The sequence below is a fragment of the Cryptosporangium sp. NPDC051539 genome, from assembly GCF_044454545.1.
GTDB lineage: Bacteria > Actinomycetota > Actinomycetes > Mycobacteriales > Cryptosporangiaceae > Cryptosporangium.
In genome coordinates this window covers 124,586-141,040 of the sequence record NZ_JBITDV010000012.1, presented here as the reverse complement: position 1 = coordinate 141,040, position 16,455 = coordinate 124,586, and the positions used below count along the sequence as shown (strand labels likewise).

General features: G+C 71.7%; 13 protein-coding genes. 5 read left to right on the top strand and 8 right to left on the bottom strand.

The features are described 5' to 3' along the window. The first annotated feature begins 17 nt into the window (after nucleotides 1-17). Nucleotides 18-734 carry a histone deacetylase gene (locus ACIBZJ_RS32760; RefSeq protein WP_395936568.1) on the top strand — a complete coding sequence of 239 codons (717 nt, stop codon included), beginning with the start codon at nucleotides 18-20 and terminating at the stop codon, nucleotides 732-734. Here the strand turns inward: ACIBZJ_RS32760 and ACIBZJ_RS32755 are convergent. After that, nucleotides 659-1,060: a hypothetical protein gene (locus ACIBZJ_RS32755; RefSeq protein ID WP_395936566.1), complete on the bottom strand. Its 402-nt coding sequence runs from the start codon at nucleotides 1,058-1,060 to the stop codon at nucleotides 659-661. The two genes, ACIBZJ_RS32760 and ACIBZJ_RS32755, sit on opposite strands and share 76 nt — an antisense overlap. A gap of 375 nt (nucleotides 1,061-1,435) precedes the next feature. On the opposite strand from ACIBZJ_RS32755, the gene ACIBZJ_RS32750 reads away from it, so the two are divergent. Further along, nucleotides 1,436-2,197, top strand: a complete 762-nt coding sequence (locus ACIBZJ_RS32750) for a PP2C family protein-serine/threonine phosphatase (protein ID WP_395936564.1) — start codon at nucleotides 1,436-1,438, stop codon at nucleotides 2,195-2,197. Nucleotides 2,198-2,282: 85 nt separating this feature from the next. On the opposite strand, the gene ACIBZJ_RS32745 is transcribed toward ACIBZJ_RS32750, so the two are convergent. Both ACIBZJ_RS32745 and ACIBZJ_RS32740 read right to left on the bottom strand, forming a co-directional pair. Further along, nucleotides 2,283-2,780, bottom strand: coding sequence for a GNAT family N-acetyltransferase (locus ACIBZJ_RS32745; protein WP_395936562.1), 498 nt, complete (start codon nucleotides 2,778-2,780; stop codon nucleotides 2,283-2,285). 152 nt (nucleotides 2,781-2,932) lie between these two features. After that, on the bottom strand, nucleotides 2,933-4,903 hold the full coding sequence (locus ACIBZJ_RS32740) for an expansin EXLX1 family cellulose-binding protein (protein ID WP_395936560.1): 1,971 nt from the start codon (nucleotides 4,901-4,903) through the stop codon (nucleotides 2,933-2,935). Between the two features lie 685 nt (nucleotides 4,904-5,588). Here ACIBZJ_RS32740 and ACIBZJ_RS32735 point away from each other — a divergent pair. Together ACIBZJ_RS32735 and ACIBZJ_RS32730 are read left to right on the top strand one after the other, a co-directional pair. Continuing rightward, nucleotides 5,589-8,147 (top strand): sensor histidine kinase, encoded by a 2,559-nt coding sequence (locus tag ACIBZJ_RS32735; protein ID WP_395936558.1) that lies wholly within the window; start codon nucleotides 5,589-5,591, stop codon nucleotides 8,145-8,147. Continuing rightward, the gene (locus tag ACIBZJ_RS32730; protein WP_395936556.1) at nucleotides 8,123-9,001 is read left to right on the top strand and encodes a LuxR C-terminal-related transcriptional regulator; all 879 of its coding nucleotides are present in this window, start codon (nucleotides 8,123-8,125) and stop codon (nucleotides 8,999-9,001) included. Before ACIBZJ_RS32735 ends, ACIBZJ_RS32730 begins: the two co-directional genes overlap by 25 nt. Nucleotides 9,002-9,070: 69 nt before the next feature. On the opposite strand, the gene ACIBZJ_RS32725 is transcribed toward ACIBZJ_RS32730, so the two are convergent. Genes ACIBZJ_RS32725 through ACIBZJ_RS32710 form a run of 4 tightly spaced genes read right to left on the bottom strand, consistent with a single transcriptional unit; the run spans nucleotide 9,071 to nucleotide 13,017 of the window. Beyond that, on the bottom strand, nucleotides 9,071-10,138 hold the full coding sequence (locus ACIBZJ_RS32725; RefSeq protein WP_395936554.1) for an ABC transporter ATP-binding protein: 1,068 nt from the start codon (nucleotides 10,136-10,138) through the stop codon (nucleotides 9,071-9,073). Next, nucleotides 10,135-10,950, bottom strand: a complete 816-nt coding sequence (locus tag ACIBZJ_RS32720; protein WP_395936552.1) for an ABC transporter permease — start codon at nucleotides 10,948-10,950, stop codon at nucleotides 10,135-10,137. The genes ACIBZJ_RS32725 and ACIBZJ_RS32720 overlap by 4 nt, the downstream gene beginning before the upstream one ends. Continuing rightward, nucleotides 10,938-11,852, bottom strand: coding sequence for an ABC transporter permease (locus tag ACIBZJ_RS32715; RefSeq protein WP_395936550.1), 915 nt, complete (start codon nucleotides 11,850-11,852; stop codon nucleotides 10,938-10,940). The genes ACIBZJ_RS32720 and ACIBZJ_RS32715 overlap by 13 nt, the downstream gene beginning before the upstream one ends. 19 nt (nucleotides 11,853-11,871) lie before the next feature. Then, a complete protein-coding gene (locus ACIBZJ_RS32710) occupies nucleotides 11,872-13,017 on the bottom strand; it encodes an ABC transporter substrate-binding protein (protein WP_395936548.1) in 1,146 nt (381 codons plus the stop codon). Nucleotides 13,018-13,335: 318 nt separating this feature from the next. Between ACIBZJ_RS32710 and ACIBZJ_RS32705 the strand changes: the two genes are divergently transcribed. Then, entirely contained in the window at nucleotides 13,336-15,270 is a 1,935-nt protein-coding gene (locus tag ACIBZJ_RS32705) for a protein kinase (protein ID WP_395936546.1), read from the top strand. Here the strand turns inward: ACIBZJ_RS32705 and ACIBZJ_RS32700 are convergent. Continuing rightward, a complete protein-coding gene (locus ACIBZJ_RS32700) occupies nucleotides 15,267-16,451 on the bottom strand; it encodes a glycosyl hydrolase family 8 (protein WP_395936544.1) in 1,185 nt (394 codons plus the stop codon). The two genes, ACIBZJ_RS32705 and ACIBZJ_RS32700, sit on opposite strands and share 4 nt — an antisense overlap. Nucleotides 16,452-16,455: the final 4 nt, after the last annotated feature.

The following is a 16,455-nucleotide window of genomic DNA, read 5'->3' as shown; positions in this document are numbered from 1 at the left end:
CAGGCATGCTGGACCGCATGGCCGACCTGGTGTGGTACGTCGCGTACGGGTCGAACCTGCACGCCGACCGGTTGCACTACTACCTGGCCGGCGGACGTCCGGCCGGCGCCGCCCGTACTTACCCGGGCTCCCGCGACCCGCGGCCGCCCCGCCGCACCACCCCGGTGTTCCTGCCCGGCGGCATCTACTTCGCGCTCGAGTCGCGCACCTGGACCGGCGGGATGGCGTTCTACGACCCGGCTTTACCCGGCCGGGCCGCCGCCCGGGGATACCTGGTCACGGCGGGCCAATTCGCCGACATCGCCGCCCAGGAGATGGGCCGGACGCCGGACGCCGACCTCGACCTGGCCGAGGCGCTCGGCGAGGGCCTGGCCACGCTCGGACCGGGCCGGTACGAGACGCTGGTCAGCCCCGGCCACCTGGACGACCACCCGATGCTGACGTTCACCGCTCCCTGGGCCTGCGCAGACATCGAGCCGGCGGCACCGGCGCCGCGGTACCTCGGACTGATCGCCGGCGGGCTGGCCGAGGCACACGGCTGGGACCCGGGCACGGTCACCGACTACCTCGCCGAGCGGCCCGGCGTCCGCGGGCACTGGACCCGGGACGCCGTGGCCGACCGCGTCGCCAGTGTCGCCCGCGTCGACTTCGCCTGGACTCACACCAGCGGCGGCGGAGGCACCTCCCCGGAGAAACGACCACCGAACGACAATTGCCAGCGCACGATCGGATAACCGAGGACGCGCTCGGAACAACGACGCCCCACCGGCGCCACATAAACAATTCTCCGGCCGTCCGGAACGAGAATTCGCGCCGCAACTCCGACCCCGTCCGGCCGCCGGTCGCAGACCGTCAGCGTCCGGGCCCGCCGCTCGTCGTGCTCGGACGAGTCGAGCCACGCCTCCCCCGCCACACCCCCGTTCTGCAGGGCGTCCAGGTAAGTCTGATGGCTGCCGCCCTCGGCCTGGTACCGGACGTGGAACGTCACCGGTGCCGGCCCGGTCGTGCCCAGCGCCACCGCTCCGGACGCCAGCACCGCCGCGCACAACATGGTCCCCACCACAAACACCTCCGAATTCGTCGAGGCACCAAGAATGCGCGGGAAATAGGCGGCGAATTGGCCCTCCACAGCCCGCCCGGTTGTCCCCAGAACGCTTGTCCGGGGGTCGACGGGCCACCCCGGCGGAGCCACCCGAATCACCCCGCCACCCCCGAGAACGTGGGCCGCGAGCGGACGGGTTGGCGGCGACTGGGTACCATCCGCGCGGTGACGTCGGTCAACGGCGTCCACAACGATTGCCGGTCCGGGCCGCGGCGCCTCCACACGTCGCGCACCGGACGCTGCGGCTTTCGGCGTCCCTCGCGGCGCGGAGAGCAGCACAGGATGCTGGCGGGGCATAGCCTGTCGCCACAGAGCCGGTAGAGGAGGTCCACGGTGACCAGGGTCGACGTAGTCGCGGTGACACACCGCGGCCTGGTCCGCGGCCGCAACGAGGACACCCTGGCAGTCGCTGGGTTCCTGTCCGGCGCGTTCGAGAACGAGCCCGTACGGCTGGATGTGAACACCCATCGCCCGGTGTCGTTCCTCGTGGCCGACGGGCTCGGCGGGCACGTCGAGGGCTTCCGGGCCAGCCGGCTCGCGGCCGCGCTGCTCAGCGACGCCACGCCCGACCTGCACGACGACGAGGCGATCGTGGCCGCGGTCCGGGGCGCCAGCGACGCGGTGTTCGCCGAGATGGCGCACAACCCCGACTGGTACGGCATGGGCACCACGGTCGTCGGCCTCGTCCTCGACGGAGACCGCGCGTTCTGCCTGAACGTCGGCGACAGCCGCTGCTACCGGGTGGGCGACGACGGCGCGCTCGAGCAGCTCTCGGTGGACGACTCGCCGCCGCTGGACCCGGCCTCGGGCCGGCGTTTCACCACGATCGTCACGCAGACGCTCGGGGGTACCCGCCAGGAGAGCGTGATCCACCCGCACGTCTCCGAGCACCGGGTGGTGCCGGGCGACCGCTTCCTGCTCTGCAGCGACGGGCTGACCGACTACAGCGAGCCCGAGGCCCTGCCCGCGGCGCTCGCCAACCCGCACGCCGACCCGGTCGACAGCGTCAACGCGCTCCTGCACGCCGCGTTCGAGGGTGGCGGCAAGGACAACGTCTCGATCGTCCTGCTGAAGGTCGTCGAGGTCGACGCCTGACCCGAGTGCCCTCCGGCCGCCGCCCAGCGGCGGCCCAGGCGCAGCAACGACCCAGTTCGGCAACGACCCAGTTCGGCGACGACAGTCAGGGCAGCAAGGACCGCCGCATCACCGTGCAGTGCGCCCGCCGCCGGATCCGCCGTCCGGCGGCGTCCTCGACGTCCCACTCCTCGCCCTGCTCCCGCACGACCTCGTACCCCAGCCGCGCGTACAACCGCCGCGCCCCCACGTTCGCCTGTTCCACGCCCAGCTCGGCGAACGACCGCCCCCGCCGCCGGATGCGCTCCTCCGCGCTCCGCACGAGCAGCGTGCCGATCCCGCACGAACGGAACGCCGGGTGCACGGCCATCTGCCAGAGCCACCCCGCGTCCACACCGCGGCCGTAGTCGACGCCGCCGACGCCGAGCGGTAAGTCGCTCGGCCCGCAGACCGCCAGATAATCGACAGCGCCGGACGTCCGCCTGCCGAGCGCAGCGGAAATGAAGTGCAGGCGGGTCGGCGGACCGGCCCACGCACAGCCCGCGAGATCCTCGTGGAGGAGATCGCGAACGACGAGGTCGACGGTGACCGTGGCGTGAGCCATCAGGTCATTGTCCGACGCGTACGCCTCTCAGCGTGACGATTTGGGCTGACCGGCCGGAGGCCGGCTCAGCTGAGGACCGATCGGTCCCCTGCGCGCGGACGGTGGGCGCCGTCGCCCCCGCCGTGCCACCAACCGCCGACGCCCCCCTGGGCCTAGCCACATGTGTTCCGCCCCGTGGATCCGGCCGCCGACTCGGACTGGCGAGGTGTCGCAGCCGAATTCGACGGTACTGGGTTGGCCGCGATCTCCTCGGACGCGTCCGCGTCCGGTGTCGCTGCCGTGGTCGAGCCGGTTCCGGCCCGTTCGCTGCTGTTCGGACCGGCGGCCGCGAGCGGCCCGGAAGACGCGGACTCCGACCCGGACGCCCTGGTGGAACCGGCCGAGGCCGACGGCTTCGGCGTGGCCGACCTCGACGGCACGAGCGGAGCCACCAGCCGGCCGTCGCCGAGTGCGACGTCCGACTCCTGCACTTCGCCCGGACTCAGTGCGATGTTCGGGATGGTCGCGGTCCGGCCCTGGTTGTCGGTGACCCGCACCGAGAACGGACCCGCGCCGAGGCCGCCTTCGGCGACCCAGAAGTTGAACGACGTGCGGCTCAGCGCCGTGAAGCTCGATCCGGACGAGGAGACCTCGACCTTCGTGAGCGGGTTCCCGTGGTTGTCGACCAGCAGCGCCAGCCAGAACTCCGAGGAACCGTCCTTCAGTTGGACGCTGAGCTTGCCCGGAACCGGCGGGTTGGCGACCGCCGTGAACGTCACCGGCACGTCACCGGCGTCGGGGTCGGCGATCTGGGCGAACGCCTCGCGGCTCAAGTCGATGTGACCGGCCGCGCACTCCGGGCACTGGTCGACGACCTTGACCCGGACGGTGCCGGACGGGCCGGTCACGTCGAGGTACTCGCCGCAGGCCGCGGAGCCGGAGTACTCGGACGGACCGAGGGCGACGTAGAGGTCGTCGGCGGGTAACTCGGGGAACGAGCAGTTGCCGACGCCGCCGTCGAAGAACGTGGCGTTGCCGCTGACCGTGGTTCCGGGTGCCGGGACCGCGGCGTGGACGGCGATCGGGACGGCGGCGCAGGCGGTACCGGCGAACTGCGCGACGCCGGTGACCAGCGCGACCGAGCCGAGCACGGCACCACCGGCGAGCCCCGGAGCCAGCCAGCGCCGCCGGAGCGCCCGACGGACGCCGCCGAGAAAGCCGGTGGAGGCGGCGGAGGCGGTACGGGCCGGAGGCCGGGAGATCACTCGGGTCTCGGCGTCGGCCGGAGATCCGCCGGCAGACGCCGACCAGGCCAACGGCCCCAAGGACGCGCTGCGCGCAGCCGCGCCACCCGGCTCCGGGCCCGCGCCGTCCGGCGAAAAGCCGTCGGGCGAGAAGCCGGCCGGCGAGAAGAAGGTGCTCGGTCGCTCGGACGTCCGCGTCGCGGACCGGAACACGTCGTCGCCGCTGCCGGCCGCACCGCTGCCGGCCGCGCTGCCGTCGGCCGCACGGCCACCTGCGCTGCTGCCCGCCGCGGTACCGCCCGCGCCTGCGCTGTTGCCCGCGCCACGGGCCGCGACCGCACCGGCCACACCCGCGACCGCACTGCCCGCGATGGCCCGGCTCGGCGCTTCCGGCCTGCCCGGCTCCGAACCGACCGGCCCGCGGCGCGACTCGGTCTCCCGGCGCGCTTCGATCGCGCGCCGCCCGTCCATCCCGGCCGCGCTGTCGCCCCGCCCGGCCGCGCCACCTTCGCGCCGCAGTCCCGCGCCGCCCTCGCGCCGCAGTCCCGCGCCGCCCTCGCGCCACACGTCCGCAGCGCCCTCGGGGCCGTCTTCCCGACGCGGGTCGTCTCCCCGACGCGGGTCGTCTCCCCGACGCGGGTCGCCTTCCCGACGCGGCTCGGGGGCGCGGTAGGCGTCCAGGTCCCGCCGCCACTCGGCGATTCCGCCGGCCCGCAGGCTCCCGGCCTCGCGGTGACGACCGGGACCGGAGTCGGGCAGGTCGGTGCCGACCCGGATCTCACCCGTGTCACCGGACCGCGAACGAGCTCGCGCGCCACCGTCCCGGGAGCGCGGAGCACCGAAGAAGTCGGTCTCGGCCAGCTCGTCCCGCGAGTCATCCCCCGGGCGATTCCGGGTCACGCCCGAACGCCTTTGTCGGTTGACGCCCTGCTGGTCAAGCCGTTCCTCCGTACTCCACACCGGACGCTTCCAACGCCAGGCACCCCCACACCCGCCGAACAGACCGGTGCTCATCTAAACGGGTCTCATCGTGCCGGGGCGCAGCGCCCTCCGGTTAATTCGGGTGGCCGGTTTACGCGAGCCTTCGGGCTGTCTTAAGCCGGGCTACTTCAGCCGCCACACCGGCCTCTCGGGAACACACCGGTCACCCAACCCGGCGCCGCCATCCATACGGCCCAGGGCGACATCGGCCGTCCTACCGAACCTGCCCTGGCCAACCGGCCTGCCCCCCGCTGACGCCACTTTGGGGGCATACTCGCAGCCACGTCATTGCGGAATCCGGTTCCGGGGAATCCACAGTGTCCGAACCGCACGGAACTCACCGGCAATTCCGTGACTCGGAAAGTCAATAAATCTGGACGTCCCCGGAAATGATCACACAGCGTCACTGGCGCCGACGAGCACTGACTCAGCAGCCCACAACTCGACCCTGGTACCGGCCGGAACCACGCGCGTGAGCAGGCCCCTCGATGGGCAAAGACAGGGCAGCCGCCAATACCTGAAAGGTTTTCGCGTTCGTAGGGGATGTGTTAAGCCGAAATCGGAGCGAATTACACCCGCGTGACGACAGCGAAGGATAGACGGGATGCCGCTGACATTGGTCTACGCATTACGCGGTAGACCGGAGCACGTGCCGCCCGAGTACCACGACGGTGACCTGGCCACACCTACGGATTCCGCACCCCCGTCGGCCACCCTGCTCGCCCGCGAAGTCGGGCTGGGGCCGGTGGCGGCGCGATCGGCGGCCGTGCTGCGAACGGCGTGGTGCGTCGTCGCGCCGGTCGTCGCGTACGGAAGCGGAGCCGTGGCCGCACCCTCGTTCTGGCGGGACGTGCTCCTCGTCGGCGCGGTCGCCTGGGGGCTGATCGCGGCGTGGACGTGCTGGCGTGGCGGACAGTTACCGGTCTGGACCGTGCTCGGCGACGTCCTGGTCTCGTGCGGGCTGCTGATCGCGATGGTCCGGCTGCTCCCCACCGAATACACCGGCGCCGCCGGGAGCTGGGTCGTCGGCTGGGCCGGGGTCTCGATCCTGCTCGCGTCCTGGCGGCTCCGGGCGCCCCTGGTCTGGGTGGTCGCGCTCGTCGAGATCGCCGCGTACCTGTTCGGTTCCCGGATGGCCGGGATGCAGGCCGGCAGCAACGAGCCGTTCGGGCTGGCCCGACCGTTCGAAGGCACCGCGCAGGCCGCCGGTGTGCTGCTCGCCCTGGCGGCGATCGGCCTCATGCTCGTCCGGCTGGTGCGCCTCGGTGCGGGCAACGCCGACGCGACGATCGCCAGGCGGAACATCGCCCGGCGCGCGGACGCGGTCGAGCGGGCCCGCCTGCACGACCGGGGCGCCCGCCGCCTCCTGCTGCACGACACGGTGCTGACGACGCTGACCGCGGTCGCCCGCGGCGGCCTCCGGGGCCGCGCCGACATCGTCCGGGCGCGGTGCACCGACGACCTCGAAGCCCTCTCGCGCGACTCCGAGACCGACGACCCGGTGCGCACCGGCCGCCAGCTCGTCGAAGTCGCCGCACGTCAGGCGTCCTACCGGGGACTCCGCCCGTACGCCGCCGACGGTGCTCCGAACGACCAGCTCCCGGCCGAGGTGACCGCGGCGTTCACGGCCGCGAGCCGGGAGGCGCTGTCGAACGTCGAGAAGCACGCCGGCACCACCGAGGTGGGCATCTCCGCCCGCGGAGCCGGGAACGCGCTCGAGCTCACGATCTACGACCGGGGCCGCGGCTTCGACCCGGCCAAGGCCTCCAGCGGCGGGCTCGGGCTCTCCAAGTCGCTGACCGGCCGGATGTCCGCGATCGGGGGCTCCGCGAGCGTCCGGTCCGCGATCGGTCGCGGCACCGTGGTCACCCTCCGCTGGGCCGCCCCGGCGGCCCAGGTCATCCGCCCCGCTCCCCCGTGGGCCGCCGTCGCCGACACCGCGCCCGTCTGCGGCGCGCCCGCATCCGCCGGGCCCTCCCGGCCCGCCGCCGAGCCCCTGCTCGAAGAACGCGTGCTCGCCGACCGGTTCACCCGGTACGGGCTGCTCGCCCTCGCCTGGATCGGTCACTTCTGGCAGGCGCTGAGCCTGGCCCTGCTGCTCACCAGCTGGTCGGAGTACCGCACCGGCTGGATCGCGCTCACCGGCTGGCTCGTCCTGTTCGTCGTCACGCTGCTCCAGGTCGCGCTCGTCACCCTGCAGGGCAAAGGCAACTTCCCGTCCGACTGGATCGACCGGCACGCCACCTGGCTCACCGGCATCTCGCTCGTCGCGGCGGTCGTCGTCCTGATCGACTGCACGCCCGCCGGGCTGCTCAGCCCGGCCAATTGGCCGATCGGCGTCCTCGGATGGATCCTCGCCGTGTTCGCGGTCCAGCGGCCGCGGTGGTTCGACCTGGCCTGGCTCTCGCTGGCGCTCACGATCCTCGTCGCGGTCGGAATCGAGTGGAGCGGCTCGGGCCCGGCGCTGGCGATCGCGCTCGGCGTCGTCTTCGGCGCCGGAATTCCCCAGGTCGGGGCGCTGGTGATCGTCCTGCAGCTCCGTCAGCACGCGACCGACGCGGCGAGCGCTCTCGCCGAACACCACCATCTGGACGCTGCGCGCGCAGCGCGCGAGGCCGTGGCCGCCGATCGCCGGCAACGTGACGCGGCGCTCAACCGCGACCTGTTCCCGCTGCTCCGGGCCCTGACCAACGGAAGCGCCGACCCCGACACCCCGATGGTCCGAAGACGGTGCGAGCTCGCCGCCGCCGAGGTCCGCGCGTTGGTCGACCACGACGACCTCACGACCCCGATAGCCACCCTGGACGCCGTCGCCGCCGTCACCCGCAGTGCACGGCAGCGCGACATCGTGCCGATCCTGCATCTCGGCGAAGGCCTCGACGCACTCTCCCCGGACTGGCAGCGCACGTTCACGCAGCTGGCCGACCGGATGCTGATGGAGGCGCTGCCCGGTGAAGCCACGCTCACCGTGCGCGGCACGCCCCAAGAGATCGCGATCACTTTCTGCTTCCCCACCGGCACACCCGCGCCGGTACTGGAGGCCGTGGCGGTCGGTACCGGCCATCAGCTGGTACCCGATCGCCGCATTCGCGTTGACATCGAACCGGAAATGACAAGCATCGCCTGGCTGGAGGTGACATGGGACACGAAGACAGCGGCCTGAGCCGCTTCGGCGGCCCTATCCGCGTGGTGGTCGTCGACGATGACGAGATCCTGTTGCACGGGATCGCCGCGTGGCTTTCGAACGTGACCCCGAGACCCGACGGATCGACGGACGGGCTCGACGTCCGCGTGATCGGCACGGCGAAGTCGGTGACCGAGCTGCTCGCGCGCGGCGCACCACCGAACGGGTTCACCGGGCACACCCGGCCGGCGCCGCCACCGGCCCACGGCGGAAACCCGGCGCACAACACTCCCGGGTACAACGGTGCTCCCGGGTACAACGGTCAGCTGCGCCGGATCAACGGCATGCCGCCGGCCCGGCCCCGGCCCTACCCGGAAGAGCAGCCGACCACTCCGGTCGCGCTGCTCGACCTGCGTCTGAGAGACGGTAGACGGGTGGCCGAGAACGTCGTCGCGCTGATCCAGGCCGGTTTCGCGGTCGTCACGTGCAGCACGATCGACGACGCCGGTCTGGTGCACGAGGCGGGCCGCGCCGGCGCGCTGAGTTACGTCCGCAAATCGCAGGACGCGAGCGATATGCGCCAGGCGCTCGCGGCAGCGGCACACGGGGAGCGGCACGTGTCGCAGAGCCACGCGGCGCTGATCCAACGGACGAAGTCGTACGGGGTGCCGGAGCTGTCCGGCCAGGAGCGGGAGGCGCTCCGGCTCTACGCGTCCGGCCTGACGATGTCGAGCGTGGCGAGACGCCTCAACGTCAAGCAGGGCACCGCGAAGAGCTACCTCGACCGCGTCCGCGACAAGTACGAGCAGGCCGGACGGGCGGCCAGGACGAAGCTCGAGCTGCGCGACCGCGCGGTCGAAGACGGCGTCCTGAGCTCACCCCGGCTGGAGTGAACTCAGGACCACACGTAGGAGGGGGCGTGGCCGCGACGATCGAGTCGCGGCCCCACCGAACCGCCGCTTTCAGGCAGAAACCGCAACGGGTGTCGGCGCGAACGACACCCGGACCGCCGTACCCGGGCCCAGCGCCGACACCGTCGAGCTCGGCACCTGCGCGGTCAGGGTCTCGCCACCCGGCATCGTCACGGTCACCCGGCTGCTCGGTCCGAGGAACGCCGCGGCCACCACCCGGGCGTCGCCGGTGTCGTCGGCCGAGATCTGCACGGCCTCCGGCCGAACGTAGGCCGTCACCGGAGTGCCCTTGGCCGCGATGTCGGTCTGGGCCAGCGGCAGCACCTGACCGAGGACCTCCACGGTCCCGCCGGCACCGACGACGCCGGGCAGCTGGTTGCTCAGCCCGACGAACTCGGCCACGAACGCGGTCGACGGTCGCGCGTAGACCTCCTCGGGAGGCCCGATCTGCTCCAGGTTGCCCGCGCGCATGACGCCGACCCGGTCGGCGACCGCGAGGGCCTCCTCCTGGTCGTGGGTCACGAACAGCGTGGTCGTGCCGACCTCGAGCTGGATCCGCCGGATCTCGTCCCGCAGCTGCACGCGGACCTTCGCGTCCAGGGCCGAGAGCGGCTCGTCCAGCAGCAGCACCGCCGGCCGGATCGCCAGCGCACGCGCCAGCGCGACCCGTTGCTGCTGCCCGCCGGACATCTCGTGCGGGTACCGCCCGGACTGCGCCGAGAGCCCGGTCAGCTCCAACGCCTCGGACGCCCGCTTCCGCCGCTCGGAGGACGAAATCCTCCGCAACCGCAGCCCGAACTCGACGTTCTGCACCGCGGTGAGGTGCGGGAACAGGCTGTAGGCCTGGAAGACCATGCCCATGTTCCGCTTGTTGGCGGGAACCCGGGTCAGGTCCTTGCCGCCGACGGTCACGGTGCCGGCGTCGGCGTCCTCGAGACCGGCCAGCACCCGCAGCGCGGTGGTCTTGCCGCACCCGGACGGACCGAGCAGGGCGACCAGTTCACCGGGTGAGAGCGTCAGGTCGAGTCCGTCGAGCGCGTGCACCGTGCCGAACGTCCGGCGCAGGCCGGTCAGGGCTACTTCGACACTGTCCTGACGAAGATCAGCCACCGCCGTCATGAGGCCTCCTTGGAACGCCGTCGGCCACCGACGAACGAGAGTGCGAACAGCAGGACGAACGCGAGAACCAGCGAGACCAGCGAGACCGCGACCGAGATCGTGGCGCTGCTCTTGCCCAGCAGGTTGATCGCGACCTGCAGGTTCTCCCGGTTGAGCAGGGACGCGATGGTGAACTCGCCGAGCACCAGCGCGACCGAGAGGAACGCCGCCGACAGCACGGCCGAGCGGATGTTCGGCAGCACGACCCGCCAGAGCACCGTGCCCCAGCCGGCGCCGAGGCTGCGAGCCGCCTCGGACAGCGTCTTGACGTCGATCGACGAGAGCCCGGCGTCCAGAGCGCGGTAGGCGAACGGGAGGACGAGGATCACGTACGCGAACGTCAGCCAGAGCGACGAACCACTGATCAGGTACGTCACCCAGGCGTAGACCGGAGCCAGACCCACCACGAGGACGATCGCCGGGATCGTCAGCGGGAGCAGGCAGAGGAACTCCATCGGCCGGCGCAGCCAGGGCAGCCGGAGACGGATCCACACCATCGTCGGGACGAGCAGGATCAGCATCAGTACCGCGGTGAGCGCGGCCTGTTCCAGCGAGTAGACGATGCCGGTCGAGAGGTCCGGGTAGTCCTCCTGGATCTGGCCCCAGTTCGCCAGCGTCTTCCAGACCTCGAACGAGCGGCCGCCACCGGCCGCCCGAGTCGTGAACTCCAGCATCGCGTACAGCGGGAGCAGGAAGAACAACCCGAGCAGCACCACGACGACCCAGCGGAAGATCCGCAGCTTCAACCGCCGCGACGCGTTCACCCGAGCCACCGTGAGGTCCGGCGCTGCAGCAGCGCGTACAACCACATCACGACCGCCACGACCACCACCATGCCGAGGGCCAGCGCCTTGCCGACGTTCTCCTGGCCGAGCAGCACCTCGCTCGTCAGCGCGGTCCGGATCTGCAGCGGAACGATCGGCGAACCTTGGCTGACCAGCGCGGCCGCGGTCGCGTAGGCCGAGAACGCGTTCGCGAACAGCAGCAGCGTCGAGCCGAGGAACGACGGCGCGAGCAGCGGGCCCCCGACCAGGCGCCAGTACTGCCAGGTGGAGCCGCCGAGGCTCTCCGCGGCTTCCCGCCACTGCGGACGGATGCCGTCCAGCGCGGGCAGGAACACGATGACCATCAGCGGGATCTGGAAGTAGGTGTAGACGAGCGTCAGGCCCGGCAACTCGAACAGCCAGACGCCACCGGCGAAGATGTCGACGTCGAAGTGGTTCTGCAGGTACAGCGTGACGAAACCGGTGAGGCCGATCGTCGCGTAGAACGCGAACGCGAGCGTGACGCCGCCGAACTGCGCGAGCACCGCACAGGCCGACGTGACGATCCGCCGCAGCAGGCCGTCCGGCTTCGCGGTGGCCACCGCGTAGGCGAGCAGCGCACCGAGGACCGCGCCCATCACCGCGGACGCCAGCGAGAGCGAGATGCTGAAGACGAACGCGTCCAGCACCTGCGACTCGCCGAGCGCCTTGATGTTCTCCAGCGTGAAGCCGCCACCGTCCTCCGGGTTCGCGGCGAAGGCTCCGATCGCCACGACCAGCGTCGGGATGATCAGGAAGATGACGACGTAGGCGCCGAACGGCACGACGCCGAGCAGCGTCGGCAGGGATCGGAGGCGCCACCGCCCGGCCCCGACCCCCGGTGCGGGGGGCGGGGTCGGGCGAGTCAGCACCTCAACCGGAGGAGCTGACTCAGGCAACGGCCTTCGCCCAGTTCGCGGCGAGGTATTCCTTGGTCTTCGTGGTCTGCGCGTCGGTCTGGTAGACCGGCGTGCCGGTCACGGCCGGCAGCTTCCCGAACGCGGCCTTGTCGATCGTGCCGGCCTTCTCCATCGCGTCGGCGCGCACCGGGCGGGCCCCACCCGCGAGCCACAGGTTCTGCCCCTCGTCGGAGTACAGGTACTCCTGCCACAGCCGGGCCGCGGCCGGGTGCGGAGCGTCCTTGCTGATCGCCTGGACGTAGTAGCTGCCGAGCACCGCGTTCGCCGGGACGACGGTCTTCCACGACGGGGTCTTCACGGCCTGGGCGACGTTGAGGTAGTCCCAGTCGATGACGACCGGGGTCTGGCCGGCCTCGATCGTCGCCGGGGTCGGGTCGACCGGCAGGAAGTTTCCGGCGCCCTTGAGCTTCTTGAAGAAGTCGACGCCGGGTGCGATGTCGTCGGCCGAACCGCCACTGCTCAGCGAGGCCATCACGACGCCGGAGAACGCGGCACCGGCCTGGGTCGGGTCACCGTTGAGGGCGACCTTGCCCTTGTAGGCTGGCTTGAGCAGGTCCGCGACCGAGGTCGGCGCGGGCACCTTGCTCGAGTCGTACCCGATCGACATGTAGCCGCCGTAGTCGTTGACCCAGGTGCCCTTCGGGTCCTTCAGCCCGTCCGGGATGTCGGCGAACGTCTCGACCTGGTACGGGGCGAACAGGTCGGTGTTCGCGGCGGCGACGGCCGGGCTGAGGTCGAAGACGTCGGGCGCGCGGTCCTGGCCCTTGAGGTTCTTGGCCGCGGTGATCTCGTCCGCGCTGGACGCGTCGGGCTGGGACGAGGTGACCTTCAGCCCGTACTTGCTCTCGAAGCCCTTGATGACGTTGCCGTAGTTGGCCCAGTCCGGCGGGAGCGCGATGACGTTCAGCGTCCCCTCCTTCTTCGCCGCCGACACCAGGTCGTCGAGGGTGCCGAGGTCCTTGGCGCTGGTGGCGGAGGCCGCCTTCGCCGTGTCGCCGCCACCGCTCGAGTCGTCTTTTTTCTCCGGCGGCGAGCAGGCCGTGATCGCCAGCGCGAGCGCTGCCGCGGTGGTCAGCGCCGCAACCCGGCTGAACCGGCGGGCGAGAGGGTTACGCACAGATCCTCCTTCGAGCGGGCGGCTCCCCTGAACCGCCCGAGATGGCCCGCAAATCGCGGCGGACCAGCACTTTCGTACCGCCGCGACGGGTCAGAACCTAGGACTGTTTCCGTTTTGCGACCAAACCCGAGCAGACATTCGTTTGCCCGAAACTCCGCGTTGGCCCAAAACCGGCAAACTGGCCGGTTGGTATGACGTAGGCCACTTGACCCGTTGACCCATCCTGACCTGGGCAACTACGGCACCGGTCCCCCGTTCAACGGACACAGTGGAGAATCGGTATCGTTTCGGTGACGGACTCGGGGGTACCTCAGAGCGATGGCCGACACGCAGCAGACGGTCTTGGCGGGCCGCTACCGCCTCGTCGACCAGCTTGGTCGGGGCGGTATGGGCACGGTCTGGCGCGCCCACGACGAGCTGCTCGACCGTGACGTCGCGGTCAAAGAGGTGCTGCTGCCCCCCGGCGTCGACGACGAGACGCGCGACGACCTGATGGAGCGCACGAAGCGCGAGGCCCGTGCCGCGGCCCGGCTGAGCCATCCCAACGTCGTCACGGTCTTCGACGTCGTCGAGGTCGAGGGCCGGCCGTGGATCGTGATGGAACTGGTCCAAGCGCGCGGACTGAACCAGGTCGTCCGCGACGAGGGGCCGCTTCCGCCCGAGCGCGTCGCCTCGATCGGGGTCCAGCTGCTCAACGCACTCGGCGTCGCGCACGCGTCCGGCATCTTCCACCGCGACGTGAAGCCCAGCAACGTGCTGGTGGGCGACAACGGCCGGGTCGTGCTGGCCGACTTCGGCATCGCCAGCGTCCAGGGCGACCCGGCGATGACCCGGTCCGGGCTGATCCTCGGTTCGCCCTCCTACATCGCGCCGGAACGCGCCCGAGGCTTGCCCGCCGGTCCGGCCAGCGACCTCTGGGCCGTCGGAGCGACGCTCTACACCGCCGTCGAGGGGCGTCCCCCGTACGACCGAGACGGAATTGTCCCGATTCTTACCGCGGCCGCGATGGAAGACCCCGACCCGTTCGTGAAGGCCGGTCCGCTGGCCCCGGTGCTCACCGCGCTGCTCCAGCGCGAGCCCACGAAGCGTCCGTCGGTGGAGGACGCTCGGCTCGCGCTCCGCAAGATCTCACTGGCCGCGCTGCCGCCCGCGCCCGAGCGTCCGCGCCGGCGGGCTCCGGCGGCAACGGCGATCCTGCCTGCTGCCGAGGTGGTCGCCCCGGCGAGCCCGGCCGCCGCGGGTGCGGTGAAGCCGACCAGCCCGGCACCGGCCGACGCGGCGAAACCCACCAGCCCGGCGGCACCGGCCGCCGACGCCCCGGTGGAACAGGTGTCCCCGACGAGCCCGGCCGTGCCCGCCACACCCGCGCAGCGGACGCCTCCGGAGGAGGCGTCGGTCAGCCCGGCCCCGGTCTCACCGGCCGGCGCCGACCCGGAGTCCGCCGAACCCGTCGCGGTCGGGTTCGGCTCCGAGCCGGCGACGAAGACGCCCCGGCGGGCGACGATCCCGCCCTCGGGCAGCACCCCGCTGACGCCGGCCGACCGGAAGAAGAGCCGCGGCCCGCTGATCGGCGCGGTCGCCGCCGTCCTGGTCGTGCTGCTCGTGGTGGCCGGCCTCGCCTACGTGCTCTCGCGGAAGGACGCGGACGACACGAAGAACGTCGCTACCCCGTCCTCGTCGTCGGCCGCGCCGTCGGCGAATGCGAGCTCCCCCGCTCCGAGCACGAGCGCCTCGGGCTCGGCGTCCGCGTCGCCGAGTGCTCCGACCAGCCCGCCGGCGTCGGCCGACGCCGGCAACGGCAGCACCGCGCTTCCGGCCGGCTGGCACCGGGTCACCGGGCCGGGCGGCTTCACGATCGGCGTCCCCGATGGTTGGAGCTCGTCGAACAGCAGCGGCGGGTTCCGCATCGAGAACCAGCGGGGCTACTTCCTGCTGATCCAGCAGTCCGACCAGCCGAAGGCGGACGCGGTCGCGGACTGGACCGACCAGGAGTCCGGACGTCAGTCCCGCGGGAACGGCTACCAGCGGATCTCCATCAAGAAGGTCCCGTACCGGAACTACTCGACCGCCGCCGACTGGGAGTTCACGTTCAACCGCGGCGGCCAGCAGATCCACGTGCTGAACCGGGGCTTCGTGACGTCGCCGACCCAGGCGTACAGCCTCTACTGGGAGACGCCGGAGAGCCTGTGGAGCTCCGGCAAGCCGTACTTCAGCAACTTCGCCAACACGTTCCAGCCCGCCCCCAAGTCCTAAAACACTCCGGGGGTCCACCAGTTGCCGGTGAGTACCAGCAGCACCTGGAGGCCGATCGTCGCCGGGTAGTACGCGTCCGGGCGAACCGGCGTCGTCGTCAGGTAGTGCCACTGGTTGTCGATCCACTGCTGGCCGTTCGGGTCCAGCATCGCCGGCACCGCGAACGGGACGACGAACGCCGGCTCCAGGTCGTCGGTGAGTGCCCGGCCCTTCAGCGAGTACCCGGCGCGGATCCGGGTCGGGTCGTCCCGGGTGGTGTTGCGGGCGAACGTGTTCAGCGCACCGGCCGCGTCGATCGACCTCGGGTCACCCGAGAGCACCGCGTCGGTGCCGATCCGCCACGGCACCCGGCAGGCGTTCCACCAGTAGCTGCCGTCGTTCTCGCTCTCCAGGATCTCACCGTGGGCGGGGCGGGGCTCCCGGTCGATGTCGGTCACGAAATCCGGCAGCAGCCCGGTGCCGTGCGAGTACGAGCCCTGCAGACGGGTGATCAGCGACAGGTGCGCCTCGAGCACGGCGTCCCAGAACGGGTCGCCGCTGACCGCGCGGTAGGCCCGGAAGTGGCCGAGCATCCAGTCCGACGAGCGGGAGATCCGGCTCACGTCGTCGTCGCCGTCGCGGGCCCAGTCTCCGGCCCGGAGCAGGTGCGACCGCGGCTCGACCAGGCTGCGCTTGATCGCCTCGATCCGGCGGCGGGCGAGGTCGGCGTAGCTCGGGCCGCCGTGGGTCGGCGTGCCCCACTGTTCGGCCGCGAGCAGCAGGCCGTAGGCGATGTCGAGGTCGCCGTCGGTGGCCGAGTCGCCGCCGTTGATGCTCTCGCAGCGCTCGTTCTGCTCGGCCGCGTGCAGGTCGGGATCGATCGACGACGGGTGCCCCAGTACGTACCGCAGGATCGCGTCGAACTGCCGCTGGGCGTCGGGGTCGGCCCCGGCCATCAGCGCGGTGATCACCAGGCCCCAGCCCTGCGCCTCGCCGATGTACGGCAGCCCGGCGTCCGGGGAGACGATCGCGGCCCAGTCGCGTCCGCACGGCTCCGGCCGGACGAACGCCGCCTGCCACTGCCGGTAGTACTCGACGACCGCGCCGTTCAAGCTCTCCTGGGCCCCGGACGGGCGGATCACCGCACCGCGGTACCGCGCCCGGGAGAGGCTGCCGAACGGAACTCCGACGGTTGGTCCCACTGTG